Source organism: Streptomyces sp. 1331.2 (genome assembly GCF_900199205.1).
Classification (GTDB): domain Bacteria; phylum Actinomycetota; class Actinomycetes; order Streptomycetales; family Streptomycetaceae; genus Kitasatospora.
Genome location: NZ_OBMJ01000001.1, coordinates 4946221 through 4964311, shown reverse-complemented (window position 1 = coordinate 4964311; position 18091 = coordinate 4946221). Strand labels below are relative to the sequence as shown.

Genomic DNA, 18091 nt, shown 5'->3' with positions numbered 1-18091 from the left:
CCGTCATTCCGCTCCGCTCATCGTCTCGTCCTACCGGAATCGCGGCCGTCAGTCCGCCCTCGGCCGACCGTCAGCCCGCCCTCGGCCGACCGTCAGCCCGCCGCCAGCTCGCGGGCCCGGGCGCGCGCCCAGTCCTCCGCGTGCAGGACGTCCTCGACGGTCAGGGAAGTTCCCGCCACCGGCGTCCCGTGCTCGGCCACGACCTTGGCAACAGTGTCCACGATTCCGGTGAAGGCGAGGCGGCCCTTCAGGAAGGCCTCCACGCACTCCTCGTTCGCCGCATTGAACACCGCCGGAGCGGTTCCGCCCAGGGTGCCCACCTCGCGGGCCAGCTCGACCGCCGGGAAGGCCTCGTCGTCCAGCGGGAAGAACTCCCAGGTGGCGGCCTTCGTCCAGTCGCAGGCGGGGGCGGAGTCCGGCACCCGGTCCGGCCAGCCGATCCCCAGCGCGATCGGCATCCGCATGTCCGGCGGGCTGGCCTGCGCCAGGGTCGAACCGTCGGTGAACTCCACCATCGAGTGCACCACCGACTGCGGATGGACCACGACCTCGATCCGGTCGAACGGCACGTCGTACAGCAGGTGCGCCTCGATCACCTCCAGGCCCTTGTTGACCAGGGTGGCCGAGTTGATCGTGACGACCGGGCCCATCGCCCAGGTCGGGTGCGCCAGCGCCTCCTGCGGGGTCACCCCGGCCAGCTGGTCACGGGTCCGGTTGCGGAACGGGCCGCCGCTGGCGGTGACCACCAGCTTGCGCACCTCGGCCCGGCTCCCGCCGGCCAGCGCCTGGAACAGCGCGGCGTGCTCGGAGTCCACCGGCACGATCTGCCCCGGCTTCGCCACCGCCTTCACCAGCGGGCCACCGACGATCAGCGACTCCTTGTTGGCCAGCACCAGCACCCGGCCCGCCTGCAGCGCGGCCAGCGTCGGCCGCAGCCCGATCGACCCGGTGATGCCGTTCAGCACCGAGTGGCACTCCATCGCGGCCAGCTCGGTCGCCGCGTCCGGCCCCGCCAGCACGGCCGGCAGCGGAGCACCCGCCGCCTTCGCGGCCAGCGCCTCGCGCAGCGCCGGCTCGGCCGCCGGGTCGGCCACCGCCACGGTGTGCACACCCAGCCGCAGCGCCTGCTCGGCCAGCAGCTCCACCCGGCCGCCGGCCGCCGACAGCGCGACCACCCGGAAGCGGTCCGGATGGCGGAGCACCACGTCGATGGCCTGGGTGCCGATCGAACCCGTGGAACCGAGGATCACCAGCTCCCGGGGGCCGGAGGGGTCCGCCACGGTGGGCGTGAAACGCAGCTGCGGGTGGGCGAGCGAAGTCATGCGCCCATTGTGACCTGTCCGCGACCGCTCCCCGGACCTCCCCCAGGGACGCTCAGGCTCTCGCCAGGACGATCCGGCACCCCCGGGCTACCGTCTGAGCCATGCGTACCGTCATCGCCGGAGGCCACGGACAGATCGCGCTGAAACTGGAACGGCTGCTCGCCGACCGCGGCGAGCGCCCCGCCGGGATCATCCGCCGCCCCGAACAGGCCCAGGACCTGATCGACGCCGGAGCCGAGCCGCTGCTGCTCGACCTCGAAGCCGCCACCGCCCCGCAGCTGGCCGAGCTGCTGACCGGCGCCGACGCGGTGGTCTTCGCCGCCGGCGCCGGACCGGGCAGCGGCGCCGACCGCAAGAACACCGTCGACCGCGACGCCGCCGTGCTCCTCGCCGACGCCGCCGAACTCGCCGGCGTCCGCCGCTACGTGATCGTCTCCTCGATGGGCGCCGACGCCGACGCCCACCACCCCGCCGACGAGGTCTTCCAGACCTACCTGCGGGCCAAGGGCGCCGCCGACGACGCGGTCCGGGCCAGGACCACGCTCGACTGGACGGTGCTGCGCCCCGGGCAGCTCACCGACGGCCCCGGCACCGGCCTGGTCCGACTGGCCCCCTCCGTCGCGCGCGGCGCGGTCGACCGGGCCGACGTCGCCGCCGTCCTGGCCGCCCTGCTGCGCGAGCCCGCCACCGCCGGACTCACCCTGGAGCTGGTCGCCGGGAACGCCACCGTCGAGGAAGCCGTCGCCGCCGCGGCCGGACACGACGGCTGAAACGCCCGCAGGGCCCGGTCCGAGGCGGACCGGGCCCTGCGTCATCCGGTCTCCGGGAGACCGTTCTCCCGGAGGGTGTCTCAGAGGTCGAGGCCGGTCAGGACCAGGACCTTCTCGACGGTGTAGTCGTCCATCGCGTACTTGACGCCCTCACGGCCGACACCGGAGTCCTTGACGCCGCCGTACGGCATCTGGTCCGCGCGGTAGGACGGCGCGTCGCCGATGATCACACCGCCGACCTCCAGCTCCCGGTGGGCGCGGAAGGCGGTCTGCAGGTCGTGCGTGAACACGCCCGCCTGCAGGCCGAACGCCGAGTCGTTGACGGCCGCGAAGGCCTCGTCCACGCCGTCCACCTTGTGCAGCGACAGCACCGGGCCGAACACCTCGGCCTTGGCCAGGATCGCGTCCGAGGGCAGCTCGGCCAGCACGGTCGGGGCGTAGGTCGCGCCCTCGCGGGTGCCGCCGGTCAGCACCTTGGCGCCCTTGGCGACCGCGTCCTCCACCCAGGACTCCACCCGCTTCGCGGCGTTCTCGTCGACCAGCGGGCCGACGTCCGTCGCGTCGTCGTTCGGGTCACCGGTGACCTGGGCCTTCACCTTGGCCACGACCTTCTCCACCAGCGCGTCGTACACCGACGCGTCGGCGATCACCCGCTGCACCGAGATGCAGGACTGGCCGCCCTGGTAGTTGGCGAACATCGCGATCCGGGTGGCCGCCCAGTCCAGGTCGGCCTCCGAGGACCAGTCGGCGAGCACCACGGCCGCGGCGTTGCCGCCCAGCTCCAGGGTGCAGTGCTTGCGCGGCACCGAGTCCATGATCTGGTAGCCGACCTTGTCCGAACCGGTGAACGAGATCACCGGCAGACGGCCGTCCTGCACCAACGCCGGCATCCGGTCGTTCGGCACCGGCAGGACCGACCAGGAGCCGACCGGCAGGTCGGTCTCGGCCAGGATCTCGCCCAGCACCATCGCCGACAGCGGAGTCGCCGGCGCCGGCTTCAGGATGATCGGGGCGCCGACCGCGATCGCCGGGGCGACCTTGTGGGCGACCAGGTTCAGCGGGAAGTTGAACGGGGCGATGCCCAGCACCACACCGCGCGGGAAGCGGCGCACCACCGCGAAACGGCCCACGCCGCCCGGGTCGGTGTCCAGGCGCATGGTCTCGCCGTTGGTGCGGCGCGCCTCCTCGGCAGCCCAGCGGAACACCGACACCGCACGGCCGACCTCACCGCGCGCCCACTTGATCGGCTTGCCGTTCTCCGCGGTGATCAGCCGGGCGATCTCCTCGGTGCGCTCGGCCAGCCGCTTGGCCACATGGTCCAGGGCGGCGGCACGCTGGTGCGCCGGAGTCGCGGCGAACACCGGCAGCGCGGCGACGGCGGCGTCCAGCGCCTCCTCGACCTGGGCCTCGGTCGGGATGCTCACCTTGCCGACCAGACGGCCGTCCCAGCTGTTGTGCACCTCGAAGTCGGCGTCACCGCTCGCCCGGCGGCCGGCGAGCCAGAAATCGTACGTGGTGGTCACCGTGGTACCGGCCCTCTCCTCGTCGTCGTACGGCCCGCACGGACGTGGGACCAGAACCCGAGGGTAGGGGCGTCGGCGCGCCGACCGGATTGGCCGACTAGGAGCGTTCCGCCCCCAGCCCACTCCACCGCGTCCAGCCGGGCGTCCGCGGAGTCCTACTCCTCGCCGGAACGCAGCGCCAGCCACAGCTCCATGCGCACGTCCGTGTCGTCCAGCGAACGGCCCAGCAGCTCCTCCACCCGCCGCATCCGGTAGCGCAGCGTGTGCCGGTGCACACCCAGATCGGCCGCCGCCGCGTCCCACTGCCCGTGCCTGGACAGCCACGCCCGCAACGACGCCACCAGATCGCCGCGGGCCGTCCGGTCGTGCTCGCGCAACGGCCGCAACAACCCCTCCGCGAACGCCGTCACCGCCTCCTCCCCGAGCAGCGGCAACAGCGAACCCGCGCCGACCTCCTCGTGGTCCACCGACCGGCGACCGCCGCGCAGCGCCACCGCCAACGCCCGCTCCGCCTGCGCGTACGCCGTCCCGGCCTCCTCCAACGCGGCCGGCGCCGACACGCCCAGGGACACGCCCTCGTGCTCCTCCACCGCGCCCAGGCACGCCCGGTGCACCGCGCCGTTGTCCAGCGCCAGCACCATCAGCCGCGGCCCGTGCACGCCGTCCTCCCGTGCCACCAGCAGCTTCTCGCCCACCCGGGCACCCGCTTGCTCCGCCCGGTCGCCCAACTCCCCGAGCGACTCCGCGGTCTCCGCGTTGGCCGGCCCCGTCCCGGCCACCAGGACCCGTATCGTCCCCTCCGGCAGACCGCCGAACAGCCCCACCGCCACCTGCCGGGCCGTCGCCACCTCACCCGCCAGCACCATCCGCAGCAGCGCCGCGCCCATCCGCTCCTCCGCCTGCCGCAGCTCGCGCGAACGCTCCAGCGTCAGGGTCAGCAGCGCCACCGCCGCGTTCAGCACGTACCGCTCGGTCGGCGTGATCCGGTCCTCGGTCCCGACCGCCAGGAAACCCCGGGCCCGCCGGTCCGCCCCCAGCGACTGGACCACCACGTAGTCCTCGTCCGCCGTGTCTATCCCCGGCGCCCGCCCCTGCAACGCGGCACTCGACGGCGCCGGCCGCCGACGCAGCCGGTCCACCTCTGCCGCCAGCCGCCCGGCCCGCCGCGCCGCCCAGTCCGGCGCCACCACCGACAGCGCACCCGACCCGTCGTACAGCGCCGCCCAGCCCCCCAGCCGCGCCGCCAGCCGACGCACCACGGCCGTCGTACCGTCCTTGCCCAGAGCGGCCCTGGTCAGCTCCTCCTGCGCCTCGAAGCTGGTCGTCACCGCCTCGTACTGCTCCGCGGCCAGCGCCGCCGACACCACCTTGCTGATCGCGATGAACGGCGTCGGCTCCGGCACCCGCAGCAACGGCAACCCGCGCTGCGCCGCCGCGTCCACCAACGGCTGCGGCACCTCGGTGTGCGACAGGCCCACCCCGAGCCCCAGCCCCACCACCCCGGCATCCGCCAACCGGTGCACGTAGGCCTGCAACTGCGCCGCCGTACGGCCCAGCTTGATACCGGTGGTGAGCAGCAGCTCGCCACCCTCCAGGAACGGCGTCGGGTCGTCCAGCTCACTGGTGTGCACCCAGCGGACCGGCCGCTCCAGATGGTCCGCGCCGGCAAGGACCGTCAGATGGAGCGAACTGTTGCGGACGACGGAGGCGAGTGTGGGGGGCATGGCACCTTCGGGGGATCGACCTGACCGCGCCATTGCGGCCGGGCGAGGAGAGGGACGTGGGACTGGTGAGGGTCTCTCCCCTTCATTATGGACGCCCCGGACAACCGGCACTGCCGAATCCACCTCGAAGGCGACTTCCGCCCCGGCCCCCGCCGGCCCCGTCTCAGCCCCGGAGATCCACCAACAACGGCGGCACCTGCTCCCCCGACACCGCCGTCAACGACACCACCGCATGCCCCGCCGGCAACGCGTGCGCCAGATCCGACGGCGACCACCGCAACCGCTCCACATCCCGCGTCGTCACCGACTCCGTCTGCGCCGTCGTCCCCGACAACGCCTTCCGCCCCACCCGCCCCACCCGCCGGATCACCCCACCGGAGGTGTCGGGGGTGTGGGTGACGGCGGTCTCCTGCACCAGGTGCGTCCCCCAGGCCTCCGAGAACAGCCGCCCGTCCCACGGCGCGATCCCCGGGAACGCCATCCGGCAGCCGACCGCGCCGAACAGCGGCGCCCGCAGCGCCTCCGGCAGGTCCACCAGCGTCCGCAGCAGCAGCACCGCGCCCGCGTTCGCCCCGCGCAGCCGCTGCAGCCCGCGCACCGCGGTGGCGTCCAAGGCCGCCGAGGCGTCGTCCACCACCAGGCCGGCGAACAGCGAACGGTCCTCACGGACCCCGGCCGCCTGCACGAACTGCCCCACCACCAGCCGGGACAGCATCCGGGCCGCCTCCGGGTGACTGCGCTCCGGCAGCTTCACCCGCACCCGCAGCGGGTGGTCCAGCACCCGCATCGCGAACGGGGGACGGCCCGTGCCGTCGGTCGCGAACGCCCCCTCGAAGGCGGGCCGGTCCAGCAGCGCCAACCGGTCCGCCAGCAGCGCCCCGGGGTCGTCCGCCCGGTCACGCTGGCGCTCGCGGTACTCCAGGTCCCGCTCGTGGACGGCCAGCCGGCCCACCGTACCGAGCGCCTTCACCAGCGCCGCCAGCGCATCCGGATCACCGGCCAGCAGCGCCCGCAGCTCGCGCACCCCCGGGTAGCGGCCGTACGCCGCGTGGAACGGGCCCACCACCTGCTGCAGCGCAGTGCGGGCGTTCTCCGTACGGGCGGTCAGCTCCTCCGGCAGCAGCGCCTCGGCCAGCCGGGCGGCCGCCTCGTCAGGGCTCTGCGCGACGCCGTAGAGGTCCAGCCCGTACGCCGAGGAAGGCTCGCCGGGCGCGATCACCACGTCGTACCAGGCATCCGGACCGAGATCGGCGTCCGCCGCCCCGACCACCACCGCGCACGCGGTGCCCGCCAGCGCCTGCAGGCACAGCGCCTCGGCCACCGGCCGGGCCAGCCGCGCGGTCTTCCCCGTCCCGGCCGGCCCCACCGCCAGCACCGAGGTGCCCAGCAGCGCCGGATCCAGCGCGAAGCCGGCCGCCCGGTGCCCCATCGGGTTCTTCGGCACGTCCTGTGCCGTACCGAGCCGGACCTGACCGACCAGCAGATCGTGCTGCTCCCGGCGGCCCGGCAGCTCACGCGACTCCGACGGATGGGCGAAGGCCGCCGCGCCACGGGCGGCCACCTGCTCGATGAAGGCCGGCACGAAGACCGGGTCCGCCTGCGCGGACTCCCAGGCGCGCTGGATCCGCACGTAGTCCACGTCCCCCACGGCCTCCCCGTCGAGCCGCGCCGCGGCCTCGCCCGCACCGCCCTCCCGCAACCCGTCCCACGGGTCCTGCCGCCGCACCGCCTCGCCCCCCGCCGGGGCCTCCTCCTCGGCCCGCTCCTCCTGCGTCACCGTCCGCGACAGCAACGGGGCGACATACCTGCGCCACACCTCCAGCCAACGGCCCATGCGGCCGAAGATCTTGATGGCGATGCCGAGGACCAGGACATTCAGGGTCAGGACTACCGACGTGGCGACGAAGGCCGACCTCGACGGCAGGACACCGATCATCGTCGTTCCGGCGATCGCGAACTCGACCCCGTAGACAAAGGCCAGCCACGCCACCACCGCGTTGAGCCCCGCCCGCAGCAGCAGCGGCCAGGCCGCGACCTTGGCCGCTTCCGCCCGTTCCGGGTCGATCCGGCGGTAGCCGAGCCGGTAGATGCCCGGTTCGGCTTCGGGGCGGGGGGCGCAGGCCCAGGAGGGGAGGTCGAAGGGAGTGGCCGCGCCGGGCCGTTGGTGGGGTAGGGGGCTCGGGTGTCTGGTGGTGGTGCGCTCGCCGTGGTGGTGTGACCCGTCGTGTGCCATGTACGGCCCCGCTCCCTCGCCCGCCCGCCCGGCCCGACCGCCGTCGGTGCCGCCATACCCATGCCGCCGTACCGGCGACACGCCCGCGCTCAGGGTAGTGGAGCGGGGCCTGCGGGTAGTCGTGGCGCCCGTGCTGGCCGGGGAGGACAAGTCGGACGGCGCAGTGCTACCGAGTGGCGCATGCCCGGCCGGGGAGGGCGGCCGTAGCCTGCGAAGCACCGAGCCGAGAAGTCTGGAGAAACCCCATGAGCGCCGCAACGCCGCTCCCGCAGGAGCGCCGCCTGGTCACCGCGATCCCCGGTCCGAAGTCGCAGGAGTTGCAGGCCCGCAAGCTGGGTGCGGTGGCGGCCGGCGTCGGCACCACCCTGCCGGTGTACGTGTCCCGTGCCAACGGCGGTGTGCTGGAGGACGTGGACGGCAACTCGCTGATCGACTTCGGCTCCGGCATCGCCGTGACGAACGTCGGCAACAGCGCCGAGGCCGTGGTGGCCAAGGCGTCCGAGCAGCTGGCCGCCTTCACCCACACGTGTTTCATGGTGACCCCGTACGAGGGTTACGTGGCCGTCGCCGAGCAGCTGAACGAGCTGACCCCGGGCGACCACGCGAAGCGCACCGCGCTGTTCAACTCGGGCGCCGAGGCGGTCGAGAACGCGGTGAAGATCGCCCGCGCGTACACCAAGCGCACCGCCGTAGTGGTGTTCGACCACGGCTACCACGGCCGCACCAACCTCACCATGGGCCTGACGGCGAAGAACATGCCGTACAAGCAGGGCTTCGGTCCGTTCGCCCCGGAGATCTACCGGGTGCCGGTGGCCTACCCCTACCGCTGGCTGACGGGTGCGGAGAACTGCGCCGCAGAGGCCGCCGCGCAGGCGATCGACATCATCAACAAGCAGATCGGCGCCGAGAACGTCGCGGCGATCATCATCGAGCCGATCCAGGGCGAGGGCGGCTTCATCGAGCCGGCCAAGGGCTTCCTGCCGGCGATCGTGGAGTACGCGAAGGCGAACGGCATCGTGTTCGTCGCGGACGAGATCCAGACGGGTTTCTGCCGCACCGGCCAGTGGTTCGCCTGTGACGACGAGGGCATCGTCCCGGACCTGATCACCACCGCCAAGGGCATCGCCGGCGGTCTGCCGCTGGCCGCGGTGACCGGCCGCGCCGAGATCATGGACGCCGCGCACGCGGGCGGCCTGGGCGGCACCTACGGCGGCAACCCGGTGGCGTGCGCCGCCGCGCTGGGCGCCATCGAGACGATGAAGGAGCAGGACCTCAACGGCAAGGCGCAGCGGATCGGCGAGATCATGCTGGGCCGCCTGCGGGCGATGCAGGAGAAGTTCGAGGTGATCGGCGAGGTCCGCGGCCGCGGTGCGATGATCGCGATCGAGCTGGTGAAGCCGGGTTCCAAGGAGCCGAACCCGGAGCTCACCGCCGCCGTGGCCAAGGCCTGCCACGCCGAGGGCCTGGTGGTCCTCACCGCCGGTACCTACGGCAACGTGCTGCGCTTCCTGCCGCCGCTGGTGATCCCGGAGCACCTGCTCGACGAGGGTCTGGACATCATCGAGGGCGCCTTCGCGCTCCAGGGTGTCACCGCCGCCTGATCCAGGCGCCACCTGACCGCCGGAGGGATGTCCGGACAGCGCTGAACGGCCCGTGGGGACCTCTGGTCCCCGCGGGCCGTTCGGTTGTGTGCGGGGGCGCGGACGCCCTGGTACGGCGGTCGGCGCGCGGGCCGCCGCGGCGGCCGGGCATGATCGACGGGGCGCCTCCGAGGTTGCCCGGCGCGGGGTGAAGATGATGTGCGGAATCGCTGAAGGCGCTCGGCGCGGAAGGGCTGTTGACGTAGTGTCATCGCAGATGGACAGCGAGCCTCAGCCATTGGCGGAGCCGTCCGCGGAGCCGTCCTCGGGGGCGGGTCCGCGCGCGCCCCGCGAGGACAACCAGGCCGCCCCGCGAGGGTCGGCGCACACCGAAGGCCGATCGACCGACCGTCCGACCCACACCCCCCGGGGCGCACGGAACGGCGATCATCAGAGCCGCCCCGGAGCTCTCCCCCCTGCTCCGGGGCGGCTGTCCGTCGTCCCGGGCCGGGCGGCCCGGTCGGTGGCCGTGCCGGTGGTGGCCGCGGTGGTGCTGCTGGTGGTGTCCTGGCAGGTGGTGGTGGACGGGCCGCTGCTCGGGGTGGACCGGTGGGTCCGCGGGTCCGTGCACACGGTCCGGCGGGAGTTCCCGAGCACACTGCTCGACGGCCTCGGCCACGTCCTGTCGGACCTGGGCAGCAGCGTCCCGGCGATCCCGGTGCTGCTGCTGGCGGGTGCGCTGGCCGCCTGGCGGTGGCGTCGGGCCGGAGCGTCTCGTTGGTGGCTGCCGCTCCCGGTGGCGGTGCTGACGACGGGGCTGATCCCGCTGCTGGTGGTCCCGGCGAAGTCGGCCTTCGCCCGGCCGGGCCCGCTCGGCGAGCCGCTGACGCCGGGGCAGTGGGGCTGGTACCCGTCCGGGCACACCGCGACGGCGGCCATCTCCTACGGGGTGGCGGCCCTGCTGCTGGCCCGGGTGGCGGGGCCGGGCGCCGCCCGGGTGCTGGCGGCGGGCGCGGCGCTGACGGCCGTCGGGGTGGGCGCGGGCCTGGTGTGGAGCGACTTCCACTGGCTGTTGGACGTGGTGGCCGCCTGGTGCCTGGCGGTGTCGGTGCTGTGGGCGCTCGATCGGTGGCTGCCCCGGCCGGGCGCCGGGGGGCGTCAGGCCTCGGGGTCGTCGTTGCGGTGAACCAGGCCGGCCTCGCCGTTGTCGCGCTGCCATGCGATGAGGAGTTCGTCGCGGGCGCCGAAGCGGACGAGGTGGCGGCCGACGACGTCCTCCAGGCCGGGCAGGTTCTCGCGCTCGCCCTCGACGGTGAGCAGCAGCGCGTCGGGCTGCGCCTCCAGGGTGGCGGTGCCGGCGGTGAAGACCAGCGTGCCGCGGCCGGTCTCCTCGGAGTAGGAGGCCTCGATCTTGCGCCCCATGTGGGCGGCGAGCTGCTTGGCGTAGCGGCCAGGGCGGTCGGTGGCAACGCGGGCGGTGGAAATGGGCATGGATGCTCCAGGGTCGGGAGAGAACTTAGGGTCCCCTCACTGGCGACTACGCTAACCCAGATACTGAGTTAGGCTCAACATATTTCCCGGAGCCTCCTCGGCCGCCGCCCGAGCGCCCCGGACCCGGTCGCTACGCTTGGCCGGACACCTGCCGAGGAGACCGCCGATGACCACCACGCCGACCGACGATCCGGCGGACCCCTCCCCCGTGTCCGGCAATCCGGGCACCGCAGGCGCCCTCGGCGTGCCGGCCGGTTCAGGTACGCCCGGCACCGCCGCCGAACTGGCCGACGCGATGACCAGGGCGATCAAGCGGATCCGCCGGCAGACCGGCTGGCGGCTGGAGCCGTACGGCATCACCCCCGGCCAGGCCCGGGCACTGCGCATGCTCGCCCACGTGCCCGGCTGCGAGACGCCGGACCGGGCGATGCGGCTGAGCGACCTCGCCGACAAGCTGCACATCGCCCCGCGCTCGGCCACCACCGTGGTCGACGCGCTGGAGGAGGCCGGCCTGGTCGAGCGCAGCCCCGACCCGGCCGACCGGCGGGCGGTGCGGATCCTGCTGACCGAGGCCGGCCGGGCGGCGGTGGAGCGGATCGGGCAGGTCCGGGACGAGGTGGCGCAGGAGTACTTCGGCGAGGTCAGTGCCGCGGACGAGGAGGTGCTGCTGCGAGTGCTGCGCTCCGCCGAGGCGCGGTTCCTCGCAGCCGGGCCGCCACGGCGCTCGGCGTCCCCGGACGCAGCGCGGTGACCCCGATCCCGACGATCACCAGCAGCGCGGCCGCGGCGGCCGTCGCGCTGACCCGCTCGCCGAGCAGCAGCCAGGCCGAGGACATCCCGAACACCGGCACCAGCAGCGAGTAGGGCGCCACGGCCGTGGCGTCGTAGCTGCGCAGCAGGAAGCTCCAGACGACGAAGCCCAGCAGGGTGGAGACCAGCCCGACGTAGCCGATCGCGCCGAGCCCGGCGGGAGTGATCTCGCGCAGCGCCCGCAGGTCCGCCTCCGGGCCCTCGACCAGCAGGGACAGGCAGAGCAGCGGCAGCGGCGGGACGGCGCTGACCCAGACCATCCAGCGCAGCGCGTCCGGCGGCGCGGCCTTGCGGGTCAGCACGTTGGCCAGCCCCCAGGCGACGGCGGCCAGCACGACCAGGGCGAAGGCACCGAGCGGGCCGCCCCCGCCCTGGTCGTACGCGCACAGCGCGATGCCCGCGAAGGCGATCGCCAGGCCCACCAGCCGCCGGCCGCCGGGGCGTTCGCGCAGCAGCACGGCGGCGAACAGGGCGGTGAAGCCGGCCTGCCCCTGGAGCGCCAGCGAGGAGAGGCCGGCCGGCATCCCCGCGTGCATGCCGAGGAAGAGCAGCCCGAACTTGACCACCCCGAGCACCACGCCGACCGCGACCACCCAGCGCCAGGCCACCCTGGGCGGCCCGACGAAGAAGACCGCCGGGACGGCGACCACGGCGAACCGCAGCGCACAGAAGAGCAGCGGCGGGAAGTTCGCCAGGCCGACGTGGATGAGGACGAAGTTGAGGCCCCAGATCGCGGCCACCAGGACGGCCAGCGCGATGTGCGGCGCACTCATGCCGTTCTTGCTGGTCACGGGGCTCGTGCCGATCGGGGCGGCGGTGGGTGTCGCGGTCATGGGTCGAGCATGGCGGCGCCGGACCGTGTAGCACCAGCGATGAATATTGAAGGGGACACTTTAGTATCGCTGCATGATGGATCTGGGGCGCCTGCGGGCGCTGCACGCGGTGGCGGTGCACGGCTCGGTCGGCGGGGCGGCGGCCGCGCTCGGCTTCACGCCCTCGGCGATCTCGCAGCAGATCGCCAAGCTGGAGCGGGAGACCCGGACGGTGCTGCTGGAACGGCAGGGCCGCGGTGTGGTGCTGACCGACGCGGCGCGGGAGCTGGCCGCCACCGCACAGACCGTACTGGGGCTGGTGGAGCAGGCGGAGGTGCGGCTGGAGGAGCAGCGCGGCCAGGCGGTCGGGCGGCTGCTGGTCGCCGCCTTCCCCTCCGGCGCGCGCGGACTGATGCCCGCGGTGCTGGCCGATCTGCGGCGGCGCTGCCCGGAGCTGGACGTACGGCTGCTGGAGCGCGATCCGTACCCGGCCGCCGAGCTGGTGGCCCGGGGCGAGGTGGACCTGGCGCTGGTGCAGGACTGGCCGACCGTGCCGCTGCCGGTGCAGGACGGGGTCTCCCGGCTGGACCTCGGGACCGACCCGGTGGACCTGCTGCTGCCCGTCGACGACGAGCTGGCCGCACTCGACCGGGTGCCGGTGGAGCGGTTGCGCGGGCAGCGCTGGATCAGCGTGCCGCCGGGGAACATCTGCCACGACTGGCTGGTCCGCATGATGCGCGAGGCCGGCGAGGAGCCGGACGTGCTCTACCAGGTCGACGAGTTCGAGACGCAGATCGCGCTGGTCGCGGCCGGGCTGGGGATGGGCCTGGTGCCCAGGCTCGGGCGGGGGCCGCTGCCGCCCGGGGTGGCCGCCCGCCCGGTCACGCCGGAGCCGACCCGGCGGGTGTTCGCGCTCTGGCGGTCCCAGGCCTCCCGGCGGCCGGCCATCACCGAGGCGCTGGCCTCGATGCGGGAGTGCTGGGGGCGGCTGGGGGCCTGAGGCCACGGTCGGGACGGGCTCGCCTCGGTCGGGACGGGCTCGCCTCGGTCGGGACTGGCCTCAGGTGGCGAAGCCGATCACCAGCCACATGAGGCCGACCCCGGCGACGGTGCACAGCAGGGTGCTGCGCGAGGGGTGCGGGCTGTGGGCCTCGGGCAGGATGTCGGAGGTCGCCAGGTAGAGCAGGAAGCCGGAGAAGAAGCCCAGGTAGAGGCCGAGCAGGTGCTCCGGGATGGTGAACGCCAGGGTGATCGCGGCACCGGACACCGGGGCCAGCGCGTCCGCCGCGAGCAGGGTCAGCGCCCGCCGCCGGTTGTTCCCGTACAGCCGGGTGATCGTGTACGTGTTGAAGCCGTCGGCGAAGTCGTGCGCGACCACCGCGATGGCCACCACGGTGCCGACCGTGGTGCCGGCCTGGAAGGCGGCGCCGATCGCGAAGCCGTCCATCACGCTGTGCCCGACCAGGGCCAGCGCGGCGGTCATCCCGACGCCCTGGTGACCGGCGGTGCGGCCGTGCCCGTGGTGGTGCCCGTGGGTGTGCTCGGCGTACTCGCCCTCGTGGCCGCGGTGGATGGCGACCGCGCGTTCGACCACGTGGATGGTGAGGAAGCCGGCCGCGAACATCAGCAGCGCCTGCGGCACGCCGTGGACCTCGCCCGGCGCCTGCTGGATGGCCTCGGGCAGCAGGTCGAAGGCGACCACGCCGAGCATCAGTCCGGCGGCGAAGCCGAGCACCAGGTGGCGGCGGTCTCCGGTGCGCTGGGCGACGAAGCCACCGATCAACGTCATCAGGAACGCCCCGGCGGCGACCAGGACGGCGGTCATCGAGCCGCCTCCGCCGCGGGTGCGGCCGGACGGCCGGTGCTGCCGGGTGGTCTGCCGAGCGCTCTGCCCATTCCTCTCCCCCTGGGATCCGCCCGTGGCCGGGCCGACCGCTGACCGTACCGGACGGCCGTTCGAGGGTCTTCGGCCGGGGTGCCGGGCCCGGCCCGGGGCCCGCTTTCCCAGCCTCGGTCCGGGCGTGGCGGGACGCCCGCCGGATGGGCTGTCGGGGTGAGCTCCGGGCGGGAGCGGTCGGAGGACGTCGGCGAGCGGCCGGAGGCCGGCGACCGGCGACCGGCGACCGGCCGGTCGGCGATCAGCGACCGGCGGCGAGCGGCAGGCCGAGGTGGGTACGGGCGAGTTCGCGCACGCCGTCGCCGTCGACCAGGTGGATGTGCCGGTGGCTCTCCTCGGCGGTGAGGTCCAGGGCCTCGTCGGTGAAGTGCCCGGTGGTCAGCCGCAGGCCGCGCTCGGCGGACTCCTCGCCGACCGCCTCGGCCAGCGTGGCGATCTGCTCCGCCGTGACCGGCGCGGCGCCCCGGGAGGCCCAGACCACCCAGCGGCCGGGCAGCGCGCTGCCCGGCGCGCCCTCGCCGGTGGCGACCAGCCCGGCCGGGCTGCGCAGCCGCACGCTCCACTCGGCCAGCCCGCCCCGGGTGAGCAGGTCGCGCACCAGCTGGGCGAACTCGTTGGCGGACAGGTCGGGTGCGGCCGGCACGGCGGCCCCGGCCTGGGCGGCCGGCTCGACGCCCGCCCGCTCGTACGGATCCGGGGTGACGGCGGCGCCGAGCTGACGCAACCGGACCAGCGCCTCGTCCTGTTCGGCGTCGGCGTAGACGCCCTCGTCGTCGCGCTCCTCGTACGGGGTCTCCGGTGGCAGCAGCCGGGTGCGGGCCAGCGCGTCGCGGTCGGCGTCCACGCTGACCAGGCAGAGCGGCTCGGCCGTACCGGGCTCGCGCAGCCAGCCGTTGAGGACGACGCCGGCGAGTATCTCCTCGGTGTCGACGGCGTCGGCGGCCTGCAGGACGCGCAGGGCGAGCCGGGCGACCAGCCGCAGGTAGTCGGTGGCCCGGTCGGCCGGCGGACGCGGCACCGGAAGGATCTCGCCGTCCGGGTCGAGCCGGTAGCCGCTGAGCGAGGGCACCAGGTCGAGCGGCGGGAGGTCGAGGTCCAGGACGGCGGTGCGGGTGAGCGGGCGGAAGACCGCCCGGCAGGGGGCGGGCAGGTCCTGGGTGGCGGTCTCGGCGGCGGCCAGGGCGCGCTCCAGCAGCGACTCCACGGCGGCCGGCTCGGCCAGCCGGTAGGCCCGCCGGCACTCCTCCAGGCTGTCGTTGTACTCGCGGACGGCGCGGGCGCGGGCCTCCTCGGCCGCCTCGTGGGCGCGCCTGGACTCGTCGGCGGCCGGGCGGCCGGCCTCGGCCCGCCGGGTGCGCCACTCGCGCAGGGCGCGCTGGTGGGTGAGCCGGGCCTGGGCCAGTTCGCGCTGGTAGCCGGAGTCGAGCAGGCGGCGGGCCGGGCCGCCCTCGGGGTCGGCGGCGGCGGGCTCGGCGGGCGCGAAGTCCACCCAGCGGGGTTCCGGCTCGTCGGGGGCGGCTCCGCCCGGGCCGTCGGCCTGGTAGGGGCGGGGCTCGTAGTGGCGCAGCTGGCTCTCGAAGTCCATGGCCGAGACGGGCAGGGCGGCCCGGCGCAGCAGGTCGGCCAGCCGGTCGTGCTCGGCCTGGACGGCGACCGTGCGGTGGTGGGTCAGGGCGGCGGCCCTGGCGTGCGCCGCGATCGCCTCGTCCGGATCGACGGCGGCCTGGTCGGCGGTGCCGCGGGGCGGGGTGCTCGGGGGCGGGGTGCTCCGGTCCGCGCCGCCGGGGGTGACGGGGCCGGCAGGGGCCGGGACGGACGGGCCGTCACCGTCGCCGGCCGCGCCCCGACCGGGGTGTCCGGTGACAGCACCGTCCGGTCGCTCCGGCCCGTCCGGCCCGACCGATCGCTCCGGCTCGTCGGCGCCGAGGTCGCGGAAGACCGAGGCGAGGAAGCCCGGGCGGGGGAACCGGACGGTGGCGGTGCCGTCGGACTGGCCGTCTGCTGAGTGCTGCATCGGTCGTCGTTCCCCCATGCTCGTCCGGCGCGCTGCCCGGGGCGGTCGGCGGCCGTGCGGCCCCACCCCTGCCGGACATTGTCCCCCGAACGGGCAAGGCGGTCAGCCAAGCCGGTCAGTTGGTACGGGTGTTGGTCAGGTGCAGGCCGATGTAGCCGACGTAGATCCGGCCGCTGCCGGAGCAGTCGTCCAGGTAGTGCAGCCGGGGTGCGGTCCGGCCGCCGCCTATCCGCAGGTGCGCGCCCATGAAGGCGCGCCGGGAGGTGTCCACGCATTCGGGCACCGGCAGCATCCGCTCACGCTTCCACTTGGCGTGGCTGAACACCGTCCGGGACTCCCCGCGCACGGCCTTGCGGGGCGGGAAGCGGTGGCAGCCCTCGGGCGTGTGCTCGCACCACTGCTTGAAGTCCCCGCCGGCCGCGCCGCGCACCGCTGCCTCGGCGTACTCCTGAAGGGCGGTCAAGCCGTCCCAGGCGAGCCGGGCCCAGCCCGCTCCGGTGCGCTGGAGCCCGTCCAGGGCGAGCGCGCTCTTCTGGTCCCCGGTGAAGGTCAGCAGCGGGAACTCGCCCAGTCTGGCCATGAGTTCGGTGAAGGTCTCGGGTTTGCCCCGGCGGCCGGCGGGCCGGCCGGCGAGGTGCTGCCCGGCGGACGGGCCGCCGTTCGGCGCGGTGCAGTGGCGGCCGGTCAGGGCGCGGGCGCCGGAGCGGGGGCGGCCCTCCCGGGTGTCCCGGGCGTCGCGGCCCTCCCGGCCCTGGCCCCGCTCGCGGTGGTCACGGCGCTCCAGGCGAAGGGTGCGCCGGACCCGCTCCAGCTCGTCGGCCCTGGCCTGCTGCTCGGCGCGGTCCTGCTGCTCCTCGTGCGCGAGCGCGGCCAGTTCGGCGCGGACGGCGGCCCGGTCCGTTCCCGGGGGTGTGGCGGTCGGACCGACGGCCGTACGGCCGGCCGGGTCGGCGTCCGGATCGACGGCCGGACCGACGGGCCGACGGAGCTGCGGCGCGGGGACGCGCAGCACCGGGACGGCGGCCAGCGAGGGCGGAAGCGGCTGGTCGGCAGCCAGGCGGCGCGGCTCGCGGGCGAGCAGCCCGGCGGCGCGGCGCGGGTCCTGCTCTATTCGGCCTCGGGCGAGCACCGGATGCCGGGCGCCGTCGTACCGGGAGGCCGGGTCGACCTCGGGCAGATAGGTGCGCACCGCCCCGCCGTAGACGGTGTGGTACTCCAGCGCGACGTTGAATCCGGTGCGGGCGGCGGGATCCAGCACGTAGGCGGTGGCGAGGCCGGGCAGCTGGTGGCAGAGCGGGCCGACCACGTCCTCCGCCCAGCGGTCGGGCGGGAGGTTCACCGGGACGCTGGCGACCACGATGGGCAGCCGGCGCTCCGGGTCGCACAGCTCGTCGATCAGGGTGTCCACCTGGTCGGCCGTGATCACCCGGGGCGCCAGGTGGACGGCGGCCGGGCCGTCGGTGGCGTCGAGCAGCGGGAGGAGCGTGCGGGCGAGCTCGGGCACCGGCACCCGGCACGGGGTGCGCACGCCGCTGCCGGTGCTGTGTGTCTCGGCCTCCAACCGGACCCAGGTGGGGCCGCCCGCTCCGGTGGCCACGGTGAGGGTGAGCTGCTGGGTGCCGTGCGGGGCCGGGGTGCGCAGCCGGCGGCGGTCGTAGTGGCCGGCGCCGGGGCCACCGCGCAGCGGGCCGTGGTCGCGGTCGAGCAGGACCCGGTCGCCCAGGCGGAGGCGCTCGGCGGGGCCCGGTGCGGCGGGCGCTTCGCCGGCCTGCCCGGGGCGGGTGCGGAGGGCCGAGGGGGGCTCGTCGCAGCCCTCCCGTTTCAGCCAGGAGGCGAGTTGTTCGTCGGCCAGGGCGATGGCGTCGGCGTGCGGGAGCGCCGTGGTGACGGTCATCCGGTAGGGCGTGGCGGGACC

At 74.9% G+C, this 18091-nt stretch carries 14 protein-coding genes; 5 read left to right on the top strand and 9 right to left on the bottom strand.

The features are described 5' to 3' along the window. Positions 1-92: 92 nt before the first annotated feature. The gene (gene dxr / locus CRP52_RS21315; RefSeq protein ID WP_097237845.1) at positions 93-1322 is read right to left on the bottom strand and encodes a 1-deoxy-D-xylulose-5-phosphate reductoisomerase; all 1230 of its coding nucleotides are present in this window, start codon (positions 1320-1322) and stop codon (positions 93-95) included. A 101-nt stretch (positions 1323-1423) separates the two neighbouring features. On the opposite strand from dxr, the gene CRP52_RS21310 reads away from it, so the two are divergent. Beyond that, on the top strand, positions 1424-2092 hold the full coding sequence (locus tag CRP52_RS21310) for an NAD(P)H-binding protein (protein ID WP_097237844.1): 669 nt from the start codon (positions 1424-1426) through the stop codon (positions 2090-2092). An 80-nt stretch (positions 2093-2172) separates the two neighbouring features. On the opposite strand, the gene CRP52_RS21305 is transcribed toward CRP52_RS21310, so the two are convergent. The 3 genes from CRP52_RS21305 to CRP52_RS21295 form a co-directional block, all read right to left on the bottom strand. After that, entirely contained in the window at positions 2173-3615 is a 1443-nt protein-coding gene (locus CRP52_RS21305) for an aldehyde dehydrogenase family protein (protein WP_097237843.1), read from the bottom strand. 155 nt (positions 3616-3770) lie between these two features. Further along, complete coding sequence (locus CRP52_RS21300) at positions 3771-5339, bottom strand: PucR family transcriptional regulator (protein WP_097237842.1); 1569 nt, start codon at positions 5337-5339, stop codon at positions 3771-3773. Positions 5340-5502: 163 nt separating this feature from the next. Continuing rightward, positions 5503-7572, bottom strand: coding sequence for an ATP-binding protein (locus tag CRP52_RS21295; RefSeq protein WP_097237841.1), 2070 nt, complete (start codon positions 7570-7572; stop codon positions 5503-5505). A 245-nt stretch (positions 7573-7817) separates the two neighbouring features. Here CRP52_RS21295 and gabT point away from each other — a divergent pair, with 245 nt between their 5' ends. Together gabT and CRP52_RS21285 are read left to right on the top strand one after the other, a co-directional pair. Continuing rightward, the gene (gabT, locus tag CRP52_RS21290) at positions 7818-9173 is read left to right on the top strand and encodes a 4-aminobutyrate--2-oxoglutarate transaminase (protein ID WP_097237840.1); all 1356 of its coding nucleotides are present in this window, start codon (positions 7818-7820) and stop codon (positions 9171-9173) included. 502 nt (positions 9174-9675) lie between these two features. Then, the gene (locus CRP52_RS21285; protein ID WP_179852872.1) at positions 9676-10338 is read left to right on the top strand and encodes a phosphatase PAP2 family protein; all 663 of its coding nucleotides are present in this window, start codon (positions 9676-9678) and stop codon (positions 10336-10338) included. On the opposite strand, the gene CRP52_RS21280 is transcribed toward CRP52_RS21285, so the two are convergent. Beyond that, entirely contained in the window at positions 10311-10643 is a 333-nt protein-coding gene (locus tag CRP52_RS21280; RefSeq protein WP_097237838.1) for a DUF2218 domain-containing protein, read from the bottom strand. The two genes, CRP52_RS21285 and CRP52_RS21280, sit on opposite strands and share 28 nt — an antisense overlap. A gap of 166 nt (positions 10644-10809) precedes the next feature. On the opposite strand from CRP52_RS21280, the gene CRP52_RS21275 reads away from it, so the two are divergent. Further along, positions 10810-11394 (top strand): MarR family winged helix-turn-helix transcriptional regulator, encoded by a 585-nt coding sequence (locus CRP52_RS21275; protein WP_218893105.1) that lies wholly within the window; start codon positions 10810-10812, stop codon positions 11392-11394. On the opposite strand, the gene CRP52_RS21270 is transcribed toward CRP52_RS21275, so the two are convergent. Next, positions 11285-12226: an EamA family transporter gene (locus CRP52_RS21270; protein WP_097240252.1), complete on the bottom strand. Its 942-nt coding sequence runs from the start codon at positions 12224-12226 to the stop codon at positions 11285-11287. The two genes, CRP52_RS21275 and CRP52_RS21270, sit on opposite strands and share 110 nt — an antisense overlap. A 133-nt stretch (positions 12227-12359) precedes the next feature. Here CRP52_RS21270 and CRP52_RS21265 point away from each other — a divergent pair, with 133 nt between their 5' ends. Beyond that, positions 12360-13265, top strand: coding sequence for a LysR family transcriptional regulator (locus CRP52_RS21265; RefSeq protein WP_097237837.1), 906 nt, complete (start codon positions 12360-12362; stop codon positions 13263-13265). Between the two features lie 60 nt (positions 13266-13325). Here the strand turns inward: CRP52_RS21265 and CRP52_RS21260 are convergent, their stop codons facing one another. The 3 genes from CRP52_RS21260 to CRP52_RS21250 all read right to left on the bottom strand — a co-directional run bounded on the left by CRP52_RS21260 (position 13326) and on the right by CRP52_RS21250 (position 18070). Beyond that, positions 13326-14090 carry a ZIP family metal transporter gene (locus CRP52_RS21260; RefSeq protein WP_097237836.1) on the bottom strand — a complete coding sequence of 255 codons (765 nt, stop codon included), beginning with the start codon at positions 14088-14090 and terminating at the stop codon, positions 13326-13328. Positions 14091-14403: 313 nt separating this feature from the next. Beyond that, the gene (locus CRP52_RS21255; RefSeq protein WP_143685796.1) at positions 14404-16176 is read right to left on the bottom strand and encodes a restriction endonuclease; all 1773 of its coding nucleotides are present in this window, start codon (positions 16174-16176) and stop codon (positions 14404-14406) included. 115 nt (positions 16177-16291) lie between these two features. Then, positions 16292-18070 carry a hypothetical protein gene (locus tag CRP52_RS21250; RefSeq protein WP_143685795.1) on the bottom strand — a complete coding sequence of 593 codons (1779 nt, stop codon included), beginning with the start codon at positions 18068-18070 and terminating at the stop codon, positions 16292-16294. Positions 18071-18091: the final 21 nt, after the last annotated feature.

What these genes read in the sequence shown, in the direction of transcription:
- CRP52_RS21270 (WP_097240252.1), bottom strand. Translation starts at nt 12,226, where the DNA reads ATGAGTGCGCCGCACATCGCGCTGGCCGTCCTGGTGGCCGCGATCTGG.
- CRP52_RS21280 (WP_097237838.1), bottom strand. Translation starts at nt 10,643, where the DNA reads ATGCCCATTTCCACCGCCCGCGTTGCCACCGACCGCCCTGGCCGCTAC.
- gabT (WP_097237840.1), top strand. Translation starts at nt 7,818, where the DNA reads ATGAGCGCCGCAACGCCGCTCCCGCAGGAGCGCCGCCTGGTCACCGCG.
- CRP52_RS21310 (WP_097237844.1), top strand. Translation starts at nt 1,424, where the DNA reads ATGCGTACCGTCATCGCCGGAGGCCACGGACAGATCGCGCTGAAACTG.
- CRP52_RS21255 (WP_143685796.1), bottom strand. Translation starts at nt 16,176, where the DNA reads ATGCAGCACTCAGCAGACGGCCAGTCCGACGGCACCGCCACCGTCCGG.
- CRP52_RS21250 (WP_143685795.1), bottom strand. Translation starts at nt 18,070, where the DNA reads ATGACCGTCACCACGGCGCTCCCGCACGCCGACGCCATCGCCCTGGCC.
- CRP52_RS21260 (WP_097237836.1), bottom strand. Translation starts at nt 14,090, where the DNA reads ATGACCGCCGTCCTGGTCGCCGCCGGGGCGTTCCTGATGACGTTGATC.
- CRP52_RS21295 (WP_097237841.1), bottom strand. Translation starts at nt 7,572, where the DNA reads ATGGCACACGACGGGTCACACCACCACGGCGAGCGCACCACCACCAGA.
- CRP52_RS21275 (WP_218893105.1), top strand. Translation starts at nt 10,810, where the DNA reads ATGACCACCACGCCGACCGACGATCCGGCGGACCCCTCCCCCGTGTCC.
- CRP52_RS21300 (WP_097237842.1), bottom strand. Translation starts at nt 5,339, where the DNA reads ATGCCCCCCACACTCGCCTCCGTCGTCCGCAACAGTTCGCTCCATCTG.
- dxr (WP_097237845.1), bottom strand. Translation starts at nt 1,322, where the DNA reads ATGACTTCGCTCGCCCACCCGCAGCTGCGTTTCACGCCCACCGTGGCG.
- CRP52_RS21265 (WP_097237837.1), top strand. Translation starts at nt 12,360, where the DNA reads ATGATGGATCTGGGGCGCCTGCGGGCGCTGCACGCGGTGGCGGTGCAC.